Raw genomic sequence first — 18,792 nt, forward strand, 5'->3', positions numbered from 1 at the left:
CCTGTTAGCCTCTTGCGTACTAGGAGTATTAGAATGTCTGAAAGTATCAAGCGGGATAGTTTCGACGGTTCGCGCGATATCGACCCGAACGAAACAGCTGATTGGCTGGAATCTCTGGAGGCGATGACGCGGCGCGATGGAGCAGATCGCGTCAAATTTGTTCTGACTTCGCTAGACCGCCGGGCGCGCGAGCTAGGCGTCCTTTCCGACACTCTTCCTTACTCGCCCTATCGCAATACAATCTCGCTCGACAAACAGCCACCTTTCCCTGGCGATCTTGTCATGGAAGAGCGGATCACCTCGATCATCCGCTGGAATGCGCTCGCCATGGTGGTCAGAGCGAACCGGGCTTATGGCGATCTCGGTGGGCACGTCGCCAGCTACGCGTCAGCCGCGGAGATCTTCGAGATTGGCTTTAACCATTTCTTCCGTGGCGGCGGAGAGCAGGGCAAGGGTGACCTCGTCTTCTTCCAGCCGCACTCGGCGCCCGGTGTCTATGCGCGGGCTTTCCTGGAAGGGCGGCTTTCCTCCGAGAACCTCGCCTATTATCGCCAGGAAATCACCGGGCCAGGGTTATGCTCATATCCCCATCCCTGGCTGATGCCGGACTTCTGGCAGTTCCCCACAGGTTCGATGGGCATCGGCCCTATCAGCGCGATCTATCAGGCTCGCTTCATGCGCTATCTCCGTGATCGGGGTGTGCTCGATACTAACGAGCGGCATGTTTGGGGTGTGTTTGGCGATGGCGAGATGGATGAGCCGGAGTCGGTCGCGGCCTTGTCTCTCGCCGCCCGCGAGAATCTCGACAACGTGACCTTCATCATTAACTGCAACCTGCAACGGCTCGACGGCCCGGTGCGAGGTAACGGTCAGATCGTCCAGGAGTTAGAATCCATCTTCAAGGGTGCCGGCTGGAACGTCGTAAAGGTCCTGTGGGGCTCGGAGTGGGATGCGATCTTCGTCCGCGATACCAACCACAGCTTGTTGAAGCGCTTTGCTGAGACGGTCGACGGGCAATACCAAACGCTCGGCGCAAAAGATGGCGCCTACAACATCGCGCATTTCTTCGATGCCGATCCCGAGGTTAAGCAGCTTGTCGCACACATGTCCGATCAGGATATCGATCAACTGAAGCGCGGCGGGCACGATTTCCGAAAGCTCTTTGCCGCTTTCCAGAAGGCGAAAGATTGCAAGGGGCGCCCGACCGTCATCCTAGCCAAGACCAAAAAGGGCTACGGTATGGGCCGCGCTGGCGAGTCGAAGATGACGGCACACCAGGCCAAGAAGCTTGATGTCGACGCGCTCCTGGCATTCCGCGACAAATTTTCTCTGCCGCTTTCGAATGCCGACGTCGAAAACCTCGAATTCCTCAAGCCCGCCGACGAGTCGGCTGAGATTTCGTACTTGAAATCCAGGCGTGAGGCACTGGGCGGATACCTTCCGGTTCGCAGAACGGCTGCGAAGCCTTACCCGGTGCCGGAGATCGAGAGCTATGCCGAGTTTGCCCTCAGGGCTGGTGGTAAGGAGATGTCGACGACCGTCGCCGCGGTGCGCCTGTTCAGCATGCTCCTCAAAGACAAGGAGTTGGGCCCGCGCATTGTGCCAATCGTTGCCGATGAGGCCAGGACGTTCGGAATGGACAACCTGTTCCGACAGGTCGGTATCTATTCGCCGCTCGGTCAGCTCTACGAGCCCGAAGACGCCGGGACAATGTTGTATTATAAGGAGTCGAAGGACGGCCAACTACTTGAGGAGGGCATCACGGAGGCGGGAGCGATCTCCTCCTGGGTGGCCGCAGCGACCTCGTACAGCGTGCATGGCGAGCCCATGCTGCCTTTTTACATCTATTATTCGATGTTCGGGTTTCAGCGGATTGGTGACCTGATTTGGGCCGCTGCCGACCAGAGGGCGCGCGGATTCCTGATCGGAGCTACAGCTGGTCGGACGACGCTGGGCGGCGAGGGTCTCCAGCACCAGGATGGCAGCAGCCACCTGGTGGCGTCGACCATCCCGACTTGCCGCGCATACGATCCGGCGTATGCCTACGAGATGGCCGTCATCATCGACCATGGCTCCCGGCGGATGATGGAGGAGGGCGCCGACGAGTTCTTCTACGTCACTGCAATGAACGAGGCCTATGCGCAGCCTTCGATTCCTGTTGGTATCGAAGGCGACATCATACGCGGCATGTACAAGCTTTCGGGCCCCTTAGATGCTCCGGCTGCCGTTCGTCTACTAGGATCAGGTGCGATCCTGCCGGAGGTCGTTGCCGCCGCGGAACTACTGAAGAGCGACTGGAACGTTGAGGCCGACATCTTCAGCGTTACCAGCTTCAGCGAGCTTGCACGCGAAGCGCGCGAACTGGAGCGCCAGCAGATCTTCCGAGGAGCCGGTTACGGCAAAAGCCACGTCACCAGACTTTTGGAGGGCTCTGCTCCGATTATCGCAGCCACCGACTATGTCCGAGCCTATCCCCAATTGATCGCATCTTATGTTGGTGCGCGGTTCATCACGCTCGGCACGGACGGATTCGGCCGCAGCGATAATCGTAAGGCGCTGCGCAGCTTCTTCGAAGTTGATCGCTATTATGTTGTGTTGGCAGCCCTATCGAGCCTAGCCGCGGAAGGTGCAATTGCCTCAGAATCAGTCGGTCAGGCCGTTTCAAAGTATGACCTGACCGTCAACGAAGCTGCGCCTTGGTCGCGCTGAGTCAGCAAAGTCGATAGAGGAAGGCGCGGCCATGGCTGCCAGAAAAATAATTGAGCTACCGGATATCGGCGATTACAAGGATGTCCCCGTCGTTGAGATCCTGGTTAAGCCAGGAGAGGCTGTGAAGGCCGATCAGCCCATTATTACGCTGGAATCCGACAAGGCGACCCTTGAGGTTCCTGCTCCATCGGCCGGTCGGATTGTGGAATTTCTCGTCGGGCTTGGCTCGAAGGTCTCCACGAGCGATGCTGTAGCAATCCTTGAAATAGACGATGCTGACGCTCCGGCAACGCAGGCGTCCGCCACCGACACCGCACCCACGCTCCCCGCGTCGAAGGCCGAAGCCGAGCGGCAAGCGCCGGTCACTACAGCGCCTAAGGTGGAACCTGCGGCCGCCGCTTCCGCAGCTCCCGTGCCGGCCGGATTGCAGTCGATCCACGCAACGCCATCAGTTCGCGGCTATGCGCGCGAGCTTGGTGTCGATCTTTCGAAGGTCTCCGCCACAGGCCGGAAGGGACGCATTCTGCGGGAAGACGTCCAGGCGTTCGTCAAGAGCCGCCTGTCTGGGTCGATTTCCGGAAATGCGGAATCCATTTCGGGCGCCCCGCTGCCGCCCATGCCGACGTTCGACTTCTCGAAATTCGGAGAGATCGAGCGCGAGCCGCTGTCCCGCATCCAGCAAATCTCGGGTGCAAACCTGCACCGCAATTGGCTGCATATCCCCCATGTGACCAATTTCGACAATGCGGATGTGACTGAGCTCGAAGCGTTGCGGACGGCGGTCAACAATGAGCGGAGGGATCCGCCGGTGAAGCTCACGATGGTGGCCTTCCTTATCAAGGCGTCAGCGCTTGCCCTGCGGCAGTATCCGCGCTTCAACAGCTCGCTCGACGGGACGAGCTTAGTGATGAAACGCTATGTGCATGTCGGTTTCGCGGTCGACACGCCAAAGGGGCTGATGGTTCCGGTGATCCGCGACTGCGACCGAAAGGGTTTGATCGAAATCGGGAGCGAAATGGCAGCACTTTCCGAAAAGGCCCGCCAAGGCAAGCTGGCCCCTGCCGATATGGAAGGGGGCTGCTTCTCTGTCTCCTCGCTTGGAGGTATTGGTGGCGCTGGGTTTACGCCGATCATTAATGCTCCTGAGGTTGCGATCCTCGGGGCCGCTCGCTCTCAGACGCAGGCAGTTTGGAACGGCACGGCGTTCGAGCCGCGTCTGATCACTCCCATTAGCCTGTCGTGGGATCACCGGGTGGTCGACGGGGTCGCCGCTGCACGCTTCCTCGGCCACGTCGCGGCACTGTTGGGCGACTTCCGTCGCGCCCTGCTTTGAGGTATCTGCGATGGCAACGAAAATTCATGTGCCCGATTTGGGCGACTATAAAGACGTGTTGGTCGCTGAACTCTTGGTTAAGGCGGGTGACACGGTTTCAGTCGATCAGCCCCTGGTCGCTATTGAAAGCGACAAAGCGACCATAGAAATTCCATCGCCTGTTGCTGGGCGTTTGCTGTCCTTGGAGGTGCAGCTCGGCGATCGCATCAGCACATCCTCGTTATTGGCTATTGTTGAGGAGGCCGGTGGAGCGGCAGGACCCGAGCCCAAGGTGTCGCAGCACGAGTCCGCGTGCGCAAAGCCCGCTGGCGGGCTGGTCACCGAGCGATACGACCTCGTGGTGATTGGCGCGGGTCCTGGCGGCTACTCGGCGGCGTTCCGTTCCGCTGACTTGGGATTGCGCGTCCTTCTCGTAGAGAAGCAGAGCGTTCTGGGTGGCGTCTGTCTGAATGTCGGCTGCATCCCTTCCAAGGCGTTACTGCACACCGCTGCCGTTGTCGAGGAAGCAGGTCGCATGGCTTCCCACGGAATCACCTTCGCGGCCCCCAACATTGACCTGGAGAAGCTCAGAGCGTCGAAAGATCACGCCGTGAAGCGGCTGACCGACGGTCTTGGCCAAATGGCGAGGATGCGCAAAGTCGAGGTGCTCACCGGTACGGCCAGCTTTGCAGGACCTGACAGCCTGACGGTCGAGGAGGCTCGGGGCGCGAAGCGGGAAATCGCTTTTGCGAAATGCATCGTGGCCGCCGGATCCTCGCCGATCCACCTACCTTTCCTGCCCAAGGATCCGCGTATCGTGGATTCCACGGGAGCGCTAGAGCTCCCCTTCATCCCCAAGCGGATGTTGGTAATCGGAGGCGGCATCATCGGAATGGAAATGGCGACCGTCTACAGTGCGCTTGGAGCCCGAATCGATGTTGTCGAGCAATTCGACGGATTGCTCGCTGGGGCTGATCGCGACCTAGTGGCAATCTGGCAGAAGCGTAACACTCACCGCTTTGATCGGCTGATGCTTTCGACGCGACTGGAATCTGTGACCGCCACCGAGGGCGGGCTGCTTGCAACGTTCGCAGGAGCCCAACACGAACCGAAGAACTACGATCTTATCCTCCAGGCCGCTGGGCGGCGGCCCAATGCAGAAAGCCTGAACCCGGCTGCAGCCGGCCTCGAATGTGAAGGCGGCTTCATTTGCGTCGACAAACAGATGCGCACATCGAATGAACGTGTCTTCGCAATTGGCGATATCGTCGATCAGCCGATGCTAGCGCACAAGGCGGTACACCAGGGGCATGTCGTGGCGGAAGTAATCGCTGGCAATAAGGCGGGCTTCGATGCTCTTGTTTGCCCGTCGGTGGCCTATCTCGACCCGGAGATCGCCTGGGTTGGAATGACAGAGGATGCAGCCAAGGCCTCAGGGACCACAGTCGAAGTGGGGCGCTTCCCTTGGGCTGCTTCCGGCAGGGCGATCGCGAACGGCGTTGATTACGGCATGACGAAACTCCTGTTCTCGAGGGAGACAGGTCGGATTGTTGGTGGTGGCGTCGTGGGTGCTGGAGCAGGGGACCTGATCGGTGAAGTCTGCCTTGCCATCGAAATGGGTGCTGATGCCCAGGATATCGGTAAGACAATCCATCCCCATCCAACCTTCACGGAAACGATCGGGATGGCTGCTGAGGTGGCGTCTGGCGTTTGTACCGATCTCCCCCCACCTAAGCCGCAAAAGAAGTAAAGAGGCACTGCAAAGTCGCGCTAAAGAGGCACTGTGCCTTCTTATATGGGCCCACATGTCAGTCAAGTGCTGTTCGCTGGTGTCGCTACGACGTCCAAGATTGAGCCCAATGGTGTTTCTGAGAACCGCTCGTCGGCATCACTGTATATCCGGTTGGGCCATAGCCCAGACCATTGTCTCATGTGGCGGAGCAGGATCTAAGGTGAGCGCGGCCATTCATTTCTGCGTGATAGTTTCAGCTAAGGGACAAACGCGGTCGCACTCCCGTTCGACGTCTCGCGCTCCCGCTCCAGCGCGCATTGAGGTTCAGGGCTTCACGGCAACATCGGCTGGAAGGGCGCCTGTTTCGACATAGCGCCACAGCAGGGTCAGCAGCTTGCGGGCCAATGCCACAATCTCATTGCGTCTGACCCGGCCGGAGCCGAACCGACACGGCTGAGGAACCAGACCGCCAGCACACTGTCAGGCTGAATGCACAGATTAAGCCGGGCAAGTTCGATCAGCGCCTCGCGAGCGCGGGCGCTGGCGTCCTTGGTGATGCCCGGCTCGCGCGACCGGCAGTCGCCCGCAAGCGGACTGTGGATCAGACTGGCATAGGCGGCACAAGGCGCCGACACGCATAACATCGGTAGAACACCTCCTTGGTGAGGACCGTGGCAATCTCAGGGCCGATACCCCTCTCTGCAGGAGGGGAGCCAAGCTTGGACGAGTCCTCTGCTCGTGCCGCCTCTTCTGTATCGCGCATCATCTCGACCTTTGCCAGGTGCCACAGCACGAGTTCAAGCCAATCGACCTAAAGGGCGACTTCCGCAGAAGGAAGTCGCCGCATCGTACTGCCCGGGATCAAGTCAAAGTCCAGGCGGCGCCTTGCGGAAGCAAGAATGCGCCAACTGCCGATCTCAGAGCATCTCAACCGTAGATTCGTTTAGCTCTGGATGTCCCGAGATTAATGGGCTGTAGTTTGGAAGACTCTCGAAGCGCTGAAGCCACTTCCCAACAGCTGGCATCACCTCAAGGTCAATCCCTCCGATTCTGGCCAGACGGGTGTAAGGATAGACGACTACGTCGGCGACGCTGGGATGTCCTGCAGTAGCGAGCCAATCGCTGTCGCTCAATTCGCTCAGACGGTCATTGAGACAGCCAAGCGCTTGGCCGGCTTGCTGCTCCCAGCCCTTTACCATCTGCGGATCGACGAACCTGTGCGGATGAAGAGCACGATGAAGTCGCAACTGTGCCAGCGGGAGCATGAGGGACGATTGTTGAAACGAAATCCATGATAGCACGTCCGCCTGCTCGAAGCGGTCCTCAGGCCACCATGACGTGCCGACCACGGGTAATGCAGGATCGCTCCGGGTTCGGTGATGGTTCGGCCGTCTGCACACTGGGGAACTGGCACCTGCCGGAAGCGGCTGACCGACGCGAAACCTGGCGATCGCTAATCCCCTGGACGATAGAAAAGGTTCTTCGTTCGAGCGGTATCCCAACAAAGCTTGCTAGAAGGCGCACCTTCCAGACGTTGCCCGACCGTTGGGTATCGTAGAGACGCATCTACACTCATGTGCCACCTTGTCGCGAGACGCCCGGAAGGCCGCGCCTCACGACGCTGAAAGCTTGAGCTTCGAAGCGGCTCTGCATTTCCAGAAGCGCGGCTCCAGCTCGAGAAGGCGTTGTGCCATGCACTTCTTACGCGATTCACTGTTGCCTGGGAAAAAGCCCGAAGACTCGTTTCAGGGGATCAGAAGGATAAGGATTTCATGCGCGAGGCAATGACTGCCTCTTCAAGAAATTCGAGGCGATCCTGTCCCCAAAAGATGTCACCCTCAAAGAGGTAGAAGGGCGAGCCAAAAACTCCTCGTTCAATCGCCTCGTCTGAATAGCGCCAGAACTCTCTTTGGATCTCCTGCGACGCTGCCCGTTTAAGCAAATCATCGACATTCTTCAGGCTGCGTTTGCCGATCTCAAGCAAGGCCTCCGCTTGGGAGACATCGACCTCCTCGACCCACACCGCTTTTAAAATATCGTGGCTGACCTGTTCGACATCCTGCCCGTCCCGCTTCGCAGCGATGATAAGACATGAAGCGAGGTCCTCATTCGTAGTCCCATGCTTTGGGGGGACGTTGATCGGCATGCCGAGCTTGCGTTGCCAGCGGCGGAGCTCAGCCAGCCGATAATCCTGGCGTTGTTTTGAACGATCGCCGAGCAGAATTCCGCCTGTCTTCGCATATACATAAGGCATCTTGACCGGAAAGTAATTGATGGCCACATCATGCCGCCTTGCCATCGCCGCGAGCCGCGGACCGCCGAAATAGGCCCAGTCAGACAAAACCCAAAAGTAATAATCGATCTGTTTTGTAGCCATGGTTTTCTCCATGAAGTACCGGCGAATATCTTCAATCGGATAGCGCTCAGGGCGCCGTCCAAAATGATCAGGCTAAGTAGCTGAACGTGAACGGCGTCGCTCAATGCAAGATCTGGGACAGGAAGAGCCTGGTGCGCTCGTGCTGCGGATTTCTGAAGAACTCGTCGGGTGTGTTCATCTCGACGATCTGTCCGTAATCCATGAAGATCACCCGGTCGGCCACCTGGCGGGCGAAGCCCATCTCGTGGGTGACGCAGAGCATGGTCATGCCCTCGTCGGCAAGTCCCACCATGGTGTCGAGCACCTCCTTGACCATCTCGGGATCGAGTGCCGAGGTCGGCTCGTCGAAGAGCATGATCTTGGGGCTCATGCACAGGGAGCGGGCGATCGCCACGCGCTGCTGCTGGCCGCCGGAGAGCTGGCCGGGGTACTTGTTTGCCTGCTCTGGGATCTTGACCCGCTTCAGGTAGTGCATGGCGATCTCTTCCGCCTCCTTCTTGGGCATCTTCTTCACCCAGATTGGAGCCAGCGTGCAGTTTTCGAGAATCGTGAGATGCGGGAAGAGGTTGAAGTGCTGGAACACCATGCCGACATCCTGGCGGATCTCGTCGATCTTCTTTAGGTCGTTGGTGAGCTCCGTGCCGTCGACGATGATGCGGCCCTTCTGGTGTTCCTCCAGACGGTTGATGCAGCGGATCATCGTGGACTTGCCGGAGCCCGAGGGACCGCAGATCACGATTCGCTCACCCCGGCGCACATTCAGGTTAATGTCTCGCAACACGTGGAATGCGCCATACCACTTGTGGACGCCAACCATCTCCACCGCCGTTGCCGTCTTCAGCGAGGTCGGCTTGGTCGCTCTGATAGGCCGGTTGCTCTGCAATGCTATCACGGATCCATCCCTACGATGTTGTCGACTTGGCGGTCGTCGTTATTTAGGCAACAGGTTGCCTAGAACAGCATCGTAGTCAATAGAAGTCAACCTGAACTTGAAGACTGGCATCTTCGAGCGATGAGCCGAGGAGGGTATGTTCGCCCTCAGCTTTTCTCTCGCGACACCGCGATAAGTGCGCTGCCGTCGCCGTTCGGTGCCCTAACTTGGTGCGCGATGTGCCCGGGGAACTGCAGGAAATCACCAGAGTTCAGGATCACTGTGCGATCCGCGAATTGCACTTCGATTTGCCCTGAAACGACAAATATTATCTCAGTTCCGCCGTGATCCACGCGGCCATCTGGGCCATAGACTTGTCCAGGAAACAACAGGAAGGCCTCGAGTCCACCGGCAGCTTGGCTTAGAGGCTCGAAATGCGCCTCGTCCGAGTTTTGCCGGACTGCGGGCCGTTCTGCGGCTCTGACAATATGAATCAGCGAATCATCGACTGCTTCCCCGAAGAGGGCAGAAACAGGAACAGAAAATGCCTGGGACAGCTTCAAGGCGGTTGCGATGGAGGGCATCTTCTCGGCGCGTTCGACGCGGGATAGGTATCCTTTATTCAATCCTGTGATGCTTGACAGCTGATCCAACGTCATTTTGCGGGAACGCCTTATCGCAGACATTTGCAGGCCAAACGCCCGCGCGGCGTCGTCCACTGGAGTAAGGGCAAGGTCCTTGATCGATTTTGCTCTTGGCAATTTTTGCTCCAAATCCAAGTCTTCTGCCAATTTCTATCACTAAGTCGCCACTTCGTCGGCGGCTAGGCCCCTGATGCCGGTGGAGCGAAAGAGCTCGGCTGTTCGACTCGTTATTGCAGCAATTCCAAAAGTCTGCTACCCATTTGGGCAACAAGTTGTCCAATGGGCATTCAGGTGCAGGGAATCATGGTGCAAGTTTGGTCCGGGGAGCTTCTGCATATCCACATCGCTCCGTCAGCCTCCTACGAAATGGAGGAACTGACAGAAGCGCGCCTTGTGGCGGGAAAGGGCATCGAGGGCGACCGCTACTTCCTGGGAACGGGAACCTATTCTCCCAAGCCGGATGTCCGCGACATCACGCTGATCGAAGCTGAGGTCCTTGAACAGTTGGCTCTCGGGGAGCCCAAAATACCCGGAATCAAGTTGAACCTGTCGCCGGCAGATCACCGCCGAAACCTTACGACACGTGGTGTTCCGGTGAATCATCTCATCGGAAAGCGTTTCCGGGTCGGCGAAACTATATTGCGCGGTGCAAGGCTCAACTTCCCCTGCAAATATATAGAGGAGTTGCTGGGAATGCCGCGCTTGTTTGAGGGCCTTTTGAATCGTTCCGGATTGAACTGCTCGATCGAGAGTGGGGGCATCATTCGTCCAGGCGATCGAATCCTTCCGCTTGAGGATTGATCGTATGGCCTCGCCCCGTCTAATTATGAAGATGAAGGTCGCCTCGCTCCGATCGGAGCTTGGAGATGTTAGCGTCATCGAGTTTCGTCATCCCAAGCGACCTGAATTGCCGCCTTTCGAAGCCGGGGCTCACGTAGACGTCCACCTACCTACTGGGAAAATCCGCCAATACTCTCTAATGGGAGACCCGGCTGATTTGTCTCGGTACATCGTCGGCGTGAAGCTAGAGGCGAAGGGCCGGGGGGGCTCAGCCTGGCTGCATGACAATTTGCGTGTTGGTGACGAGGTCCCGGTCTCCGCCCCGCGGAATCATTTCAGGCTTAGTCCAGACGGAGCAAAGCACCTGTTGATTGCCGGTGGTATCGGGGTCACTCCGATGATCGCCATGGCCCACGCTCTAAAGGCCCAGGGCAAAGCTTTCACGCTGCATTATTTTTCGCGCAGTCGATCTCTTGCACCTATGGCAAGAGAACTTGAGGCTGAACTCCCCGCCGGCAGTGTTGTTTTCCATTTCGACGACGAGCCCAGCACTTCCGTTGACATGACGGAGCTTCTTAAAGTCGTCGAGGAAGGAACGCACCTGTATTACTGTGGTCCGCCCGGCTTTATGGCGTGGATCAGGGCCGAATCCGCTCATTGGCCTACTCAGAATGTCCATTTCGAAGCTTTTCAGCCCGAGACCGATAGAGACTTTGTCCCTGAGGCATTCTCGGTTCGGTTGCGATCTAGTGGCCGAGAGTTTGAAGTGCCAGCGGATGCATCGGCACTGAGTATCCTTCGCACTGCTGGCGTCTTGCTCTTTTCATCGTGCGAAAACGGCGTCTGCGGGAGCTGTGAATGTGGCATCCTCAGCGGGGAGCCGATTCACCGGGATGCTGTGCTCAGTCCCGAAGCTCGTACCAAGCGATTCATACCTTGTGTCTCAAGGGCGAAGGGCCAGATCGTGCTGGACCTCTGAGCCGCTGCAAACTGCTCATCATACTGGAGAAATGTCATGTCAGGTTCGAAGCAGAGTGATGGGTTAAATGGGCATGTAGGCGGGTTCGCGACCCGAGCTATTCACCATGGTTACGACCCGTCGCGCTTCGAGGGCGCTGTGGCACCCCCGGTCTTCTTCACGTCTACCTATGGGTTTGAGAGCATGGAAGCCATGGATGCTGCTGCGTCCCTCGGCGGCAAACTCTACGCTCGCGAGCACAATCCGACCACCGAAATCCTCGAGGCTCGACTGGCTAACTTGGAAGGCGCGGAAGCCGCTCTGGCACTATCGACGGGTATGGCGGCAGCGGGAACCCTCATGCTTGGGCTTCTGTCGCAGGATGATGAGATCATTGTTCATCGTACCTTGTACTCCAATACGGCTGCCTTAACTCGTGACGGCATACCGCGCTTTGGCATCAAGGTGGTTCCAGTCGACCTGACCAATCCCGCTAGTCTCGACGCTGCGCTTACCGAAAAGACAAAGCTGGTCTATTTCGAAACACCGGTGAATCCGCTATCGGAAATTTTGGACATTGCTGCGATTGCGGCAGGGGCATCTAAGGTGGGTGCAAAAGTCGTGGTGGATAGCACCTTTGCATCCCCCGCCTTGCAGCGTCCGCTAGAGCACGGAGCTCACATCGTGCTGCACTCTCTTACCAAGTATATTAATGGACACGGGGATGTCCTGGGCGGTGTGTTGCTGAGTGATCAGGAGACGATTTCGCATCTGCACAGCCATGGCCTTCGCTATTTGACGGGAGCTACGCTCTCGCCGATGGCTGCAGCGCTCATCCTTCGCGGACTGAAGACATTGCCGCTACGGATGGAGCGTCACAGCCAGTCCGCTCTGACCATTGCCCGCAAGCTCGCCGAACACCGGGCAGTGGCTTGGGTGAACTATCCATTCCTGGAAGGCACCGTCGGGTACCAGATTGCTAAGAAGCAGATGTCCGGCGGATCTGGAATGTTAGCATTCGGGCTCAAGAAAGGATTCGAAGGAGCTCGCCGGGTGCTGGATCGGTTGAAGCTTGCTAATCGCGGTGTGAGCCTCGGTGATGTGGAGACGCTAATCAATCACCCTGCGAGCATTCTACGAGCTCGCCAAACGGTTCGGCCGGAAGCGAAGCCTATCGAGGGCGTCGGAGAGGATCTTATCCGGCTCTCAATCGGCCTCGAGGACGAAGCGGACATTTGGGGCGACCTCGCCCAGGCTCTTGATGCTGCTTGATTAGACGCCTGCGCCGACCAGAAGCAGCGAGCACGATCCAGAGAGCAACAGTTGATGTCCGCAAACTAATCTTCGAATGCAAAAAAATGTAAAAGAAAAAACCAAGCCATGATCTCCTTTCAGAGTCGGACGCCTAACGGCAAACTGCAGACGGGCAACATGTGGCCCAAAGGAGGAAAAATGAACAGGACAATCCGCAAACTCGAAGTCGCCGCCGCTGCGATCATGCTTTCCGCAGTTTCGGTCTCAAGCGCGATCGCCGGGCCTACCATGGACCGGATCAAGTCTCGTGGGGCCATTGTCTGTGGAGTGTCTCAGGGCATTGCAGGGTTCTCCATCCCGGACAGTGCGGGGAAATGGTCGGGAATCGACGTCGACCTCTGCCGAGCGTTGGCGGCAGCAATTTTCGATGATCCAAACAAGGTTCAGTTCTCGCCCTTGTCGGCCAAGGACCGCTTCACCGCCTTACAGTCCGGTGCTGTCGATCTTCTGTCGAGGAACACGAGCTGGACTATGCAGCGCGAAGCATCGCTAGGCATGAATTTCGCCGTTGTGAACTTCTACGACGGAAACAGCTTCATGACGAAGAAATCTCTGAACGTTAAGAGTGCAAAGGATTTGTCTGGAGCTTCCATCTGCGTAACATCCGGAACGACGATGGAACTGAACGTCGCAGACTATTTCCGCGCCAATGGCATGGCGTTCGAGCCAGTTGTTTTCGTCACTATAGATGAAACAGCAAAGGCCTATGAGACAGGTCGCTGTGACGCTCTGATCGCGGATTCGTCTGCAAACTATTCTCGGCGCGCCCAACTACAAAAGCCAGACGACCACATTGTGCTACCCGAGCTGATTTCGAAGGAGCCCCTCGGGCCGGCGGTTCGTCAGGGCGACGATCAATGGCTAAACATTGTGAAGTGGACGCACTTCGCAATGGTCAATGCGGAAGAACTCGGCGTGACCAAAGCGAATGTCGTTGAAATGCGCTCATCGACTAATCCGGAGATTCGGCGCCTTCTAGGAGCGGAAGGGAACTTGGGTGAGGGTCTTGGTCTCACGAAGGATTGGGCTGATAAGATCCTGCGCCATGTCGGGAACTATGGCGAAGTCTATGATCAAAACGTTGGCAAAGATTCGCCATTAAAGATCGAGCGTGTGGCAAATGCGCTTTGGAAAAAGGGCGGACTGCAATACGCGCCTCCGATCAGGTAATTGCTGATGGCCTCTTCCCGCCTTCCCGGCGGATGACCCCTGGTCGGTCGGACTTATGTGTTCGGCCGACTAGTTCCCTGGCAATCCGGAAGATCCGAACATGCATCGTGTTGCACCACGCGAGGGGCGAAACGCGCCCCGGACTGCACTTATCAACGATCCAAAAGTCCGTCGCTTTCTCTTGCAAGCCCTTCTGACTGCGCTGCTGGCGTTCGCAGCGTATAGTGCAGTACAGAACGCGGCGACCAACCTTGCCAATCAGCGCATCGCTAGTGGCTTCGGCTTTCTCGATCAGGTGGCAGGCTTTGGGATCTCACAAACCCTCATTCCCTGGGCGGAGACCATGACCTATGGGCGGGCATACGTTGTTGGCTTATTGAACACCCTGTTCGTCTCGGCGGTCTCGATAATTCTGGCAACGATCCTTGGTTTCGCCGTTGGCATAGGCCGACTGGCGCCGAACTTTGTAATCTCGCAACTTGCCAGGTGGTATGTCGAAGTAGTCCGCAATCTGCCGCTGCTTTTCCAGATTCTGTTCTGGTATTTAGCCGTCCTTTCCGCGATGCCGTCGCCACGTTCGGCTCTGTCGATCCTAGGGACGGTCTTCGTTAGCCAGCGGGGCGTTACCTTGCCGCAGCCAGTGATACAGCCTGGCGCTGCTGTTGTGGGTATTGCGGCTCTCGCTTTGATAGCTGCAGGCGCCTTCGCAGTGCGGTGGTCAAAAGCCCGCCGCGACCAGACGGGAACGGGCCTTTCCAAGAAAGCTTCGATCGCCCTTTCGATCGGCGCGCTCCTCATACTCGGCGCATGCTATGTTTTTGCAGGCGAGCCGGTGCAGCTTGAACCTGCCAAGCAAGGTCGCTTCAACCTAGCCGGGGGTGTTACGATGATGCCCGAATTTGCTGCTTTTGTGATCGCTCTTACTGTCTACAGTGCTGCCAACATTGGTGAAATTGTTCGAGCGGGCATTCAAGGTGTTGGGAAGGGTCAAACGGAGGCCGGTCGGTCTCTTGGACTCAAGCCTGGCACTATCCTTCGGCTAATCACCATCCCCCAAGCCATGCGAATAATTGTACCTATGCTCACCAGCATGTATCTCAATATTGTAAAGAACTCATCGTTGGGTGTTAGCATCGGATATCCAGATCTTGTTTCGGTAGGAGGAACTATCCTCAATAATACAGGTCAAGGTATTGAGGTCATCGGAATGTGGATGGTCACTTATCTGACAATATCCATAATCACATCCTTGTTTATGAATTGGTACAACGCACGCATCGCGTTGGTGGCGAGGTGAGGCTATGACAACGTCATTCATACAGAGCAATCCTCACCCCTCCATGCCCGCACCTCCGATGGATATCGGCCCTGGTCGTTGGCTGCGTCGAGAGGTCTTCTCAAGCCCTCAGCAGGCGATTGCTACGCTCGTCGGCACGTATGTCGTCTACATGCTCCTGAGCACCATAATCGATTTTGCAATTGTCAGGGCCGTCTGGATCGGAACTGACAAATCTGCATGCACAGGCCTGTCGTATGAGGTGGGCGCATGCTGGCCTTTTATTTGGGCCAAACTCGGTCAGCTGACCTACGGGTTTTATCCCGCCGATGAGCGTTGGCGTGTTAATCTCGTACTTGTATTCGCAGTCGTGTTGCTGATCCCGCTACTGGTGCCACGGGTTCCCTATAAGCTGCACAACGCGGTTGCATTTTTTGGTGTGCTCCCAGTCTTTGCGTTCAGTTTTCTTTATGGCGGCCCGATCATAACGCCTTGGCTGAAGGTTGCGTCTGTCATGCTTCTGGCGGCCTCGGTGGTGATGCTTGCAATCCATCTCATGGTCCTCAATGAGCAAGCACGAGCTAAACAGGCTGTCGGTTACTCAATCTTAGTGATTGCAATCATCACGGGCATTCTCGTCCCCCACTTCGCCAATGCGTCAACCGTTCCCGTTGTTGAGACTACTCTCACCTTGGGATGTCTGGCGGCAGCGCTGGAAGCTTTGGTTCAGAGAGGAGCTGCTGCTCGTCATAAGTGGGCGTTGTTCGGCTTGGGCGCCGCCGGCGCCGGTTGGATTCTGGCTGCTGCTGTCAGTAGTGGGGCTATTGACAAGCCTGCCTTACCGGTTGTGCCCACATCGGAATGGGGGGGGCTGTTTGTTACGCTGGTCGTGGCAACAACTGGCATTGTCGCGTCTTTACCGATCGGCATCGTTCTGGCACTGGCCCGACGGTCTGAGGCTTCAATTATTCGGACAACTGCAGTCATATTCATCGAGGTGGTCCGAGGTGTACCGCTTATCACGGTTCTATTCTTTGCAACCTATATGCTGCCGCTGTTCCTGGAAAATTCGCCAGACGCGATGGTGCGCGTTCTCGTAGGCATCTCGCTGTTCTCAGGAGCTTATATGGCTGAGACCATCCGAGGTGGCCTCCAAGCTATACCGAGTGGCCAGCACGAGGCCGCAGCAGCACTAGGGTTAAACTACAGCAAATCGATAGGGCTGATCGTGCTGCCGCAAGCATTACGGTTAGTCATCCCTGGCATCGTCAACTCATTCATTGGGTTGGTGAAGGATACAACACTCGTCTCAATTGTAGCGATCTTCGATCTGCTTGGCGGGCTGCGCGCAGCTTTCGCGGATCCTAATTGGGCAGGACCTTCCGCCCTGTATACAGGCTTTGCGTTCGCAGGGATTATCTATTTCTCGTTCTGTTACTTAATCTCAAGTTACTCGGCGCATCTCGAACAGCGACTGAGGGTTGACCACGGTCGTTGAGCTCGAAACAGGTACTTCCAGCGTCCGCCAACCCGCACATAGGTCTCGTCCACTCTCCAGGAGCCTGAGCGGGGCCCTTGGTAGAGCCGAATTCGCTTCTCGATCTCCGGCGCATAGCGCTGAACCCAACGGAAGATCGTAGATGGATCAACGGCGACACCGCGCTCGGACATCATCTCGGCGAGATCGCGATAGCTGATCCCATACTTGCAGTACCAGCGCACGCACAGCATGATGATCTCAACCGGGAAGCGATGGCGCTTGAACAGAGACAGCAAGACAGCTCCTCAGGTAGTCGCCCTTTTCCAACCCCGCCAAGGTTAATGCAACGGAGCCAGAATTCTCGCGTTGCGGCCAATGCCGACGCTCACCTTTGTCCCAGTTGGTAAGGCACAATATTTCGCAAGTCGGGGTCTATAGTGACTCTCCGATCAAAGGGAGGCATCGACCGCTGATGGCAGTCGGCCCGGTCGCATAGACGACAACTGACGCCAATTTTTACAACGGGAGAGGGCTTTCGAGTGTCAATGATGTCTGAGTAGACGAACTCATCTGCATACGCCAGCTCGCAACCGAATCCGATTGCGTATCGGAGACGCGCCGAATCGAAGCGTCCTCCACCCTTTGTGACAGCATGGGCGATCGACAGATACTGATCACCATCAGGCATCTCGGCAACCTGGACGAGAAAGCGTTCGGGCGTTTCAAAAGCCTCATGGATATTCCAAATGGGACACGCGCCCCCATAGCGCGCGAATTGAAGTCGCGTAGCGCTATGGCGCTTTGTGATGTTGCCTGCGCGATCGACACGCAGAAAGTACATCGGGACTCCCTCATTGCCGGGGCGCTGAAGGGTCGAGAGGCGATGGCAGACCTGCTCAATGCTGACCCCGAACTGCGCCGCGAGTCGCTCGACGTCATGCCGCATTCTGCGGGCTTCTTCCGCAAACTGCCGGTAAGGCATGAGCAGGGCGCCCGCAAAGTAGTTCGCCAAGGTAGCCACACAGACAGCACCCGCATCGCTTCCGCCGAAGGAGGCAGCGTCAACGATGACATTGATCTCGTCGGAAAATGAGAGTGTCGCCAAGTGACGCGCGACAGCAAAAGCCAGCGTCGGCGACGGGAGAGTGTCGTTCAGCAAGAGTGTGCCGCGAGACCGATCTAACGTGCTGACAAAAGGGCGACCGTCCGCGGGGAAATGCCGGGATACCAATATGCCGTAGTTTGCTTCCAGGTAATGCGCCAGGCGACTAAGCGCATCCCCTGAGCTATTGGCAATTCGTGCAGCCAACGCTTCCGCAGAACGGTCGAGGGAGTCGACATAGTTCCCGATGAAATGGAAGAAATCTCGAACCTCCTCGAAAGCTGATTGGTGGCTACCAGCATTTCCCTCACTCGCTCGAAGCGCGTCGTCCAATGAGCGATATTTCTCCTCCGCCCTACGATAGAGCCTGTGAAGATCGATTAGCGCTCGCGCCAGCTTTGGGGCATGAAGAGAGGCATTCTTGAGTTCCTGCAGAGTTATATCGAGGCTGCCGAGCGCAGGGTCGCCTAGCACCTCCCTCAGAGTTGCTGCCAACCGAACACCATCATCGTTCGAGAAAGCTGCAACATCGACACGAAGAACGCGTGCGAGCTCGACTATCACCGTCCCGGAGAGACTACGTTGATTAGCCTCAATCTGGCTCATGTAGCTCGGGGACACACCAATCCTCTTAGCGAGGTCTGACTGGGTGAGACCTTTCACTTCGCGTAGTTCGCGAATGGCACGACCGGCAAAAATTTTTCGCTTCATGTTAAAACGCCAAGTTTGCAACTTCACTACTTCGCACGAAAAAACTTGTTTCGGCAAGATCGATCAGATCAAACGAGATCTTAACAATCGTAAGTTTTCGCTCATCGCTCCGCGATAGGCCAAATTAGAGCAGTAGTGCATGCTGGAAGTTATTGAACGGCTTGAGGAGCGGCGCGCGCAGGCACGCCTGGGCGGCGGCGAAAAGCGCATCGAGGCGCAGCACGGCCGAGGCAAGCTGACCGCCCGCGAGCGCATCGAGCTGCTGCTCGACAAGGGCTCCTTCGAGGAGTTCGACATGTTCGTCGAGCATCGCTCCACCGATTTCGGCATGGAGAAGGTGAAGATCCCCGGCGACG

At 57.1% G+C, this 18,792-nt stretch carries 15 protein-coding genes and 1 pseudogene; 10 read left to right on the forward strand and 6 right to left on the reverse strand.

Translation table 11 applies throughout. From position 1 onward, the window contains the following. Positions 1 to 33 precede the first annotated feature (33 nt). Genes mdeB through lpdA form a run of 3 tightly spaced genes read left to right on the forward strand, consistent with a single transcriptional unit; the run spans position 34 to position 5,771 of the window. Complete coding sequence (gene mdeB / locus NF876_RS28825) at positions 34 to 2,709, forward strand: alpha-ketoglutarate dehydrogenase (RefSeq protein WP_210805556.1); 2,676 nt, start codon at positions 34 to 36, stop codon at positions 2,707 to 2,709. 31 nt (positions 2,710 to 2,740) lie between these two features. Next, positions 2,741 to 4,042, forward strand: coding sequence for a dihydrolipoyllysine-residue acetyltransferase (aceF, locus tag NF876_RS28830; protein WP_210805558.1), 1,302 nt, complete (start codon positions 2,741 to 2,743; stop codon positions 4,040 to 4,042). A gap of 10 nt (positions 4,043 to 4,052) precedes the next feature. Next, positions 4,053 to 5,771, forward strand: coding sequence for a dihydrolipoyl dehydrogenase (gene lpdA / locus NF876_RS28835; protein WP_210805560.1), 1,719 nt, complete (start codon positions 4,053 to 4,055; stop codon positions 5,769 to 5,771). 899 nt (positions 5,772 to 6,670) lie between these two features. Here the strand turns inward: lpdA and NF876_RS28840 are convergent. From NF876_RS28840 to NF876_RS28855, 4 genes are all read right to left on the reverse strand, one after another. Next, complete coding sequence (locus tag NF876_RS28840) at positions 6,671 to 7,102, reverse strand: glutathione S-transferase family protein (protein WP_262271781.1); 432 nt, start codon at positions 7,100 to 7,102, stop codon at positions 6,671 to 6,673. A 404-nt stretch (positions 7,103 to 7,506) separates the two neighbouring features. Next, the gene (locus NF876_RS28845) at positions 7,507 to 8,130 is read right to left on the reverse strand and encodes a 2-hydroxychromene-2-carboxylate isomerase (RefSeq protein WP_210805564.1); all 624 of its coding nucleotides are present in this window, start codon (positions 8,128 to 8,130) and stop codon (positions 7,507 to 7,509) included. A 100-nt stretch (positions 8,131 to 8,230) separates the two neighbouring features. After that, positions 8,231 to 8,947 carry an amino acid ABC transporter ATP-binding protein gene (locus tag NF876_RS28850; RefSeq protein WP_262266290.1) on the reverse strand — a complete coding sequence of 239 codons (717 nt, stop codon included), beginning with the start codon at positions 8,945 to 8,947 and terminating at the stop codon, positions 8,231 to 8,233. 221 nt (positions 8,948 to 9,168) lie between these two features. Next, positions 9,169 to 9,792: a helix-turn-helix domain-containing protein gene (locus NF876_RS28855; protein ID WP_114948175.1), complete on the reverse strand. Its 624-nt coding sequence runs from the start codon at positions 9,790 to 9,792 to the stop codon at positions 9,169 to 9,171. Positions 9,793 to 9,924: 132 nt separating this feature from the next. Between NF876_RS28855 and NF876_RS28860 the strand changes: the two genes are divergently transcribed. The 6 genes from NF876_RS28860 (at position 9,925) to NF876_RS28885 (ending at position 16,641) form a co-directional block, all read left to right on the forward strand. Further along, the gene (locus tag NF876_RS28860; protein ID WP_245435683.1) at positions 9,925 to 10,446 is read left to right on the forward strand and encodes an MOSC domain-containing protein; all 522 of its coding nucleotides are present in this window, start codon (positions 9,925 to 9,927) and stop codon (positions 10,444 to 10,446) included. A gap of 178 nt (positions 10,447 to 10,624) precedes the next feature. Continuing rightward, on the forward strand, positions 10,625 to 11,404 hold the full coding sequence (locus NF876_RS28865) for a PDR/VanB family oxidoreductase (protein WP_256439460.1): 780 nt from the start codon (positions 10,625 to 10,627) through the stop codon (positions 11,402 to 11,404). Positions 11,405 to 11,440: 36 nt separating this feature from the next. Then, positions 11,441 to 12,655: a trans-sulfuration enzyme family protein gene (locus tag NF876_RS28870; protein WP_114948173.1), complete on the forward strand. Its 1,215-nt coding sequence runs from the start codon at positions 11,441 to 11,443 to the stop codon at positions 12,653 to 12,655. A 180-nt stretch (positions 12,656 to 12,835) separates the two neighbouring features. Then, positions 12,836 to 13,867, forward strand: a complete 1,032-nt coding sequence (locus tag NF876_RS28875; RefSeq protein WP_114948172.1) for an amino acid ABC transporter substrate-binding protein — start codon at positions 12,836 to 12,838, stop codon at positions 13,865 to 13,867. Positions 13,868 to 13,967: 100 nt separating this feature from the next. Further along, a complete protein-coding gene (locus NF876_RS28880; RefSeq protein ID WP_210805503.1) occupies positions 13,968 to 15,164 on the forward strand; it encodes an amino acid ABC transporter permease in 1,197 nt (398 codons plus the stop codon). Between the two features lie 4 nt (positions 15,165 to 15,168). Beyond that, positions 15,169 to 16,641 carry an amino acid ABC transporter permease gene (locus tag NF876_RS28885; RefSeq protein ID WP_210805505.1) on the forward strand — a complete coding sequence of 491 codons (1,473 nt, stop codon included), beginning with the start codon at positions 15,169 to 15,171 and terminating at the stop codon, positions 16,639 to 16,641. On the opposite strand, the pseudogene NF876_RS28890 reads toward NF876_RS28885, so the two are convergent. Together NF876_RS28890 and NF876_RS28895 are read right to left on the reverse strand one after the other, a co-directional pair. After that, a pseudogene (locus NF876_RS28890) lies at positions 16,641 to 16,916 on the reverse strand (IS6 family transposase); the annotation flags it as partial. The gene NF876_RS28885 and the pseudogene NF876_RS28890 overlap by 1 nt on opposite strands. Positions 16,917 to 17,008: 92 nt before the next feature. Then, the gene (locus NF876_RS28895) at positions 17,009 to 18,436 is read right to left on the reverse strand and encodes a helix-turn-helix domain-containing protein (protein ID WP_210805509.1); all 1,428 of its coding nucleotides are present in this window, start codon (positions 18,434 to 18,436) and stop codon (positions 17,009 to 17,011) included. 139 nt (positions 18,437 to 18,575) lie between these two features. On the opposite strand from NF876_RS28895, the gene NF876_RS28900 reads away from it, so the two are divergent. Then, positions 18,576 to 18,792, forward strand: a 217-nt coding sequence (locus tag NF876_RS28900) for a carboxyl transferase domain-containing protein (protein WP_315975087.1), incomplete at its 3' end; no start/stop codon positions are given.

Source organism: Microvirga yunnanensis (assembly GCF_025460875.1).

Bases quoted from the DNA above. Each gene is read 5' to 3' on its own strand.
- mdeB (WP_210805556.1), top strand. From the start codon at position 34: ATGTCTGAAAGTATCAAGCGGGATAGTTTCGACGGTTCGCGCGATATC.
- aceF (WP_210805558.1), top strand. From the start codon at position 2,741: ATGGCTGCCAGAAAAATAATTGAGCTACCGGATATCGGCGATTACAAG.
- lpdA (WP_210805560.1), top strand. From the start codon at position 4,053: ATGGCAACGAAAATTCATGTGCCCGATTTGGGCGACTATAAAGACGTG.
- NF876_RS28845 (WP_210805564.1), bottom strand. From the start codon at position 8,130: ATGGCTACAAAACAGATCGATTATTACTTTTGGGTTTTGTCTGACTGG.
- NF876_RS28850 (WP_262266290.1), bottom strand. From the start codon at position 8,947: ATGGTTGGCGTCCACAAGTGGTATGGCGCATTCCACGTGTTGCGAGAC.
- NF876_RS28860 (WP_245435683.1), top strand. From the start codon at position 9,925: ATGGGCATTCAGGTGCAGGGAATCATGGTGCAAGTTTGGTCCGGGGAG.
- NF876_RS28865 (WP_256439460.1), top strand. From the start codon at position 10,625: ATGGGAGACCCGGCTGATTTGTCTCGGTACATCGTCGGCGTGAAGCTA.
- NF876_RS28870 (WP_114948173.1), top strand. From the start codon at position 11,441: ATGTCAGGTTCGAAGCAGAGTGATGGGTTAAATGGGCATGTAGGCGGG.
- NF876_RS28875 (WP_114948172.1), top strand. From the start codon at position 12,836: ATGAACAGGACAATCCGCAAACTCGAAGTCGCCGCCGCTGCGATCATG.
- NF876_RS28880 (WP_210805503.1), top strand. From the start codon at position 13,968: ATGCATCGTGTTGCACCACGCGAGGGGCGAAACGCGCCCCGGACTGCA.
- NF876_RS28885 (WP_210805505.1), top strand. From the start codon at position 15,169: ATGACAACGTCATTCATACAGAGCAATCCTCACCCCTCCATGCCCGCA.
- NF876_RS28895 (WP_210805509.1), bottom strand. From the start codon at position 18,436: ATGAAGCGAAAAATTTTTGCCGGTCGTGCCATTCGCGAACTACGCGAA.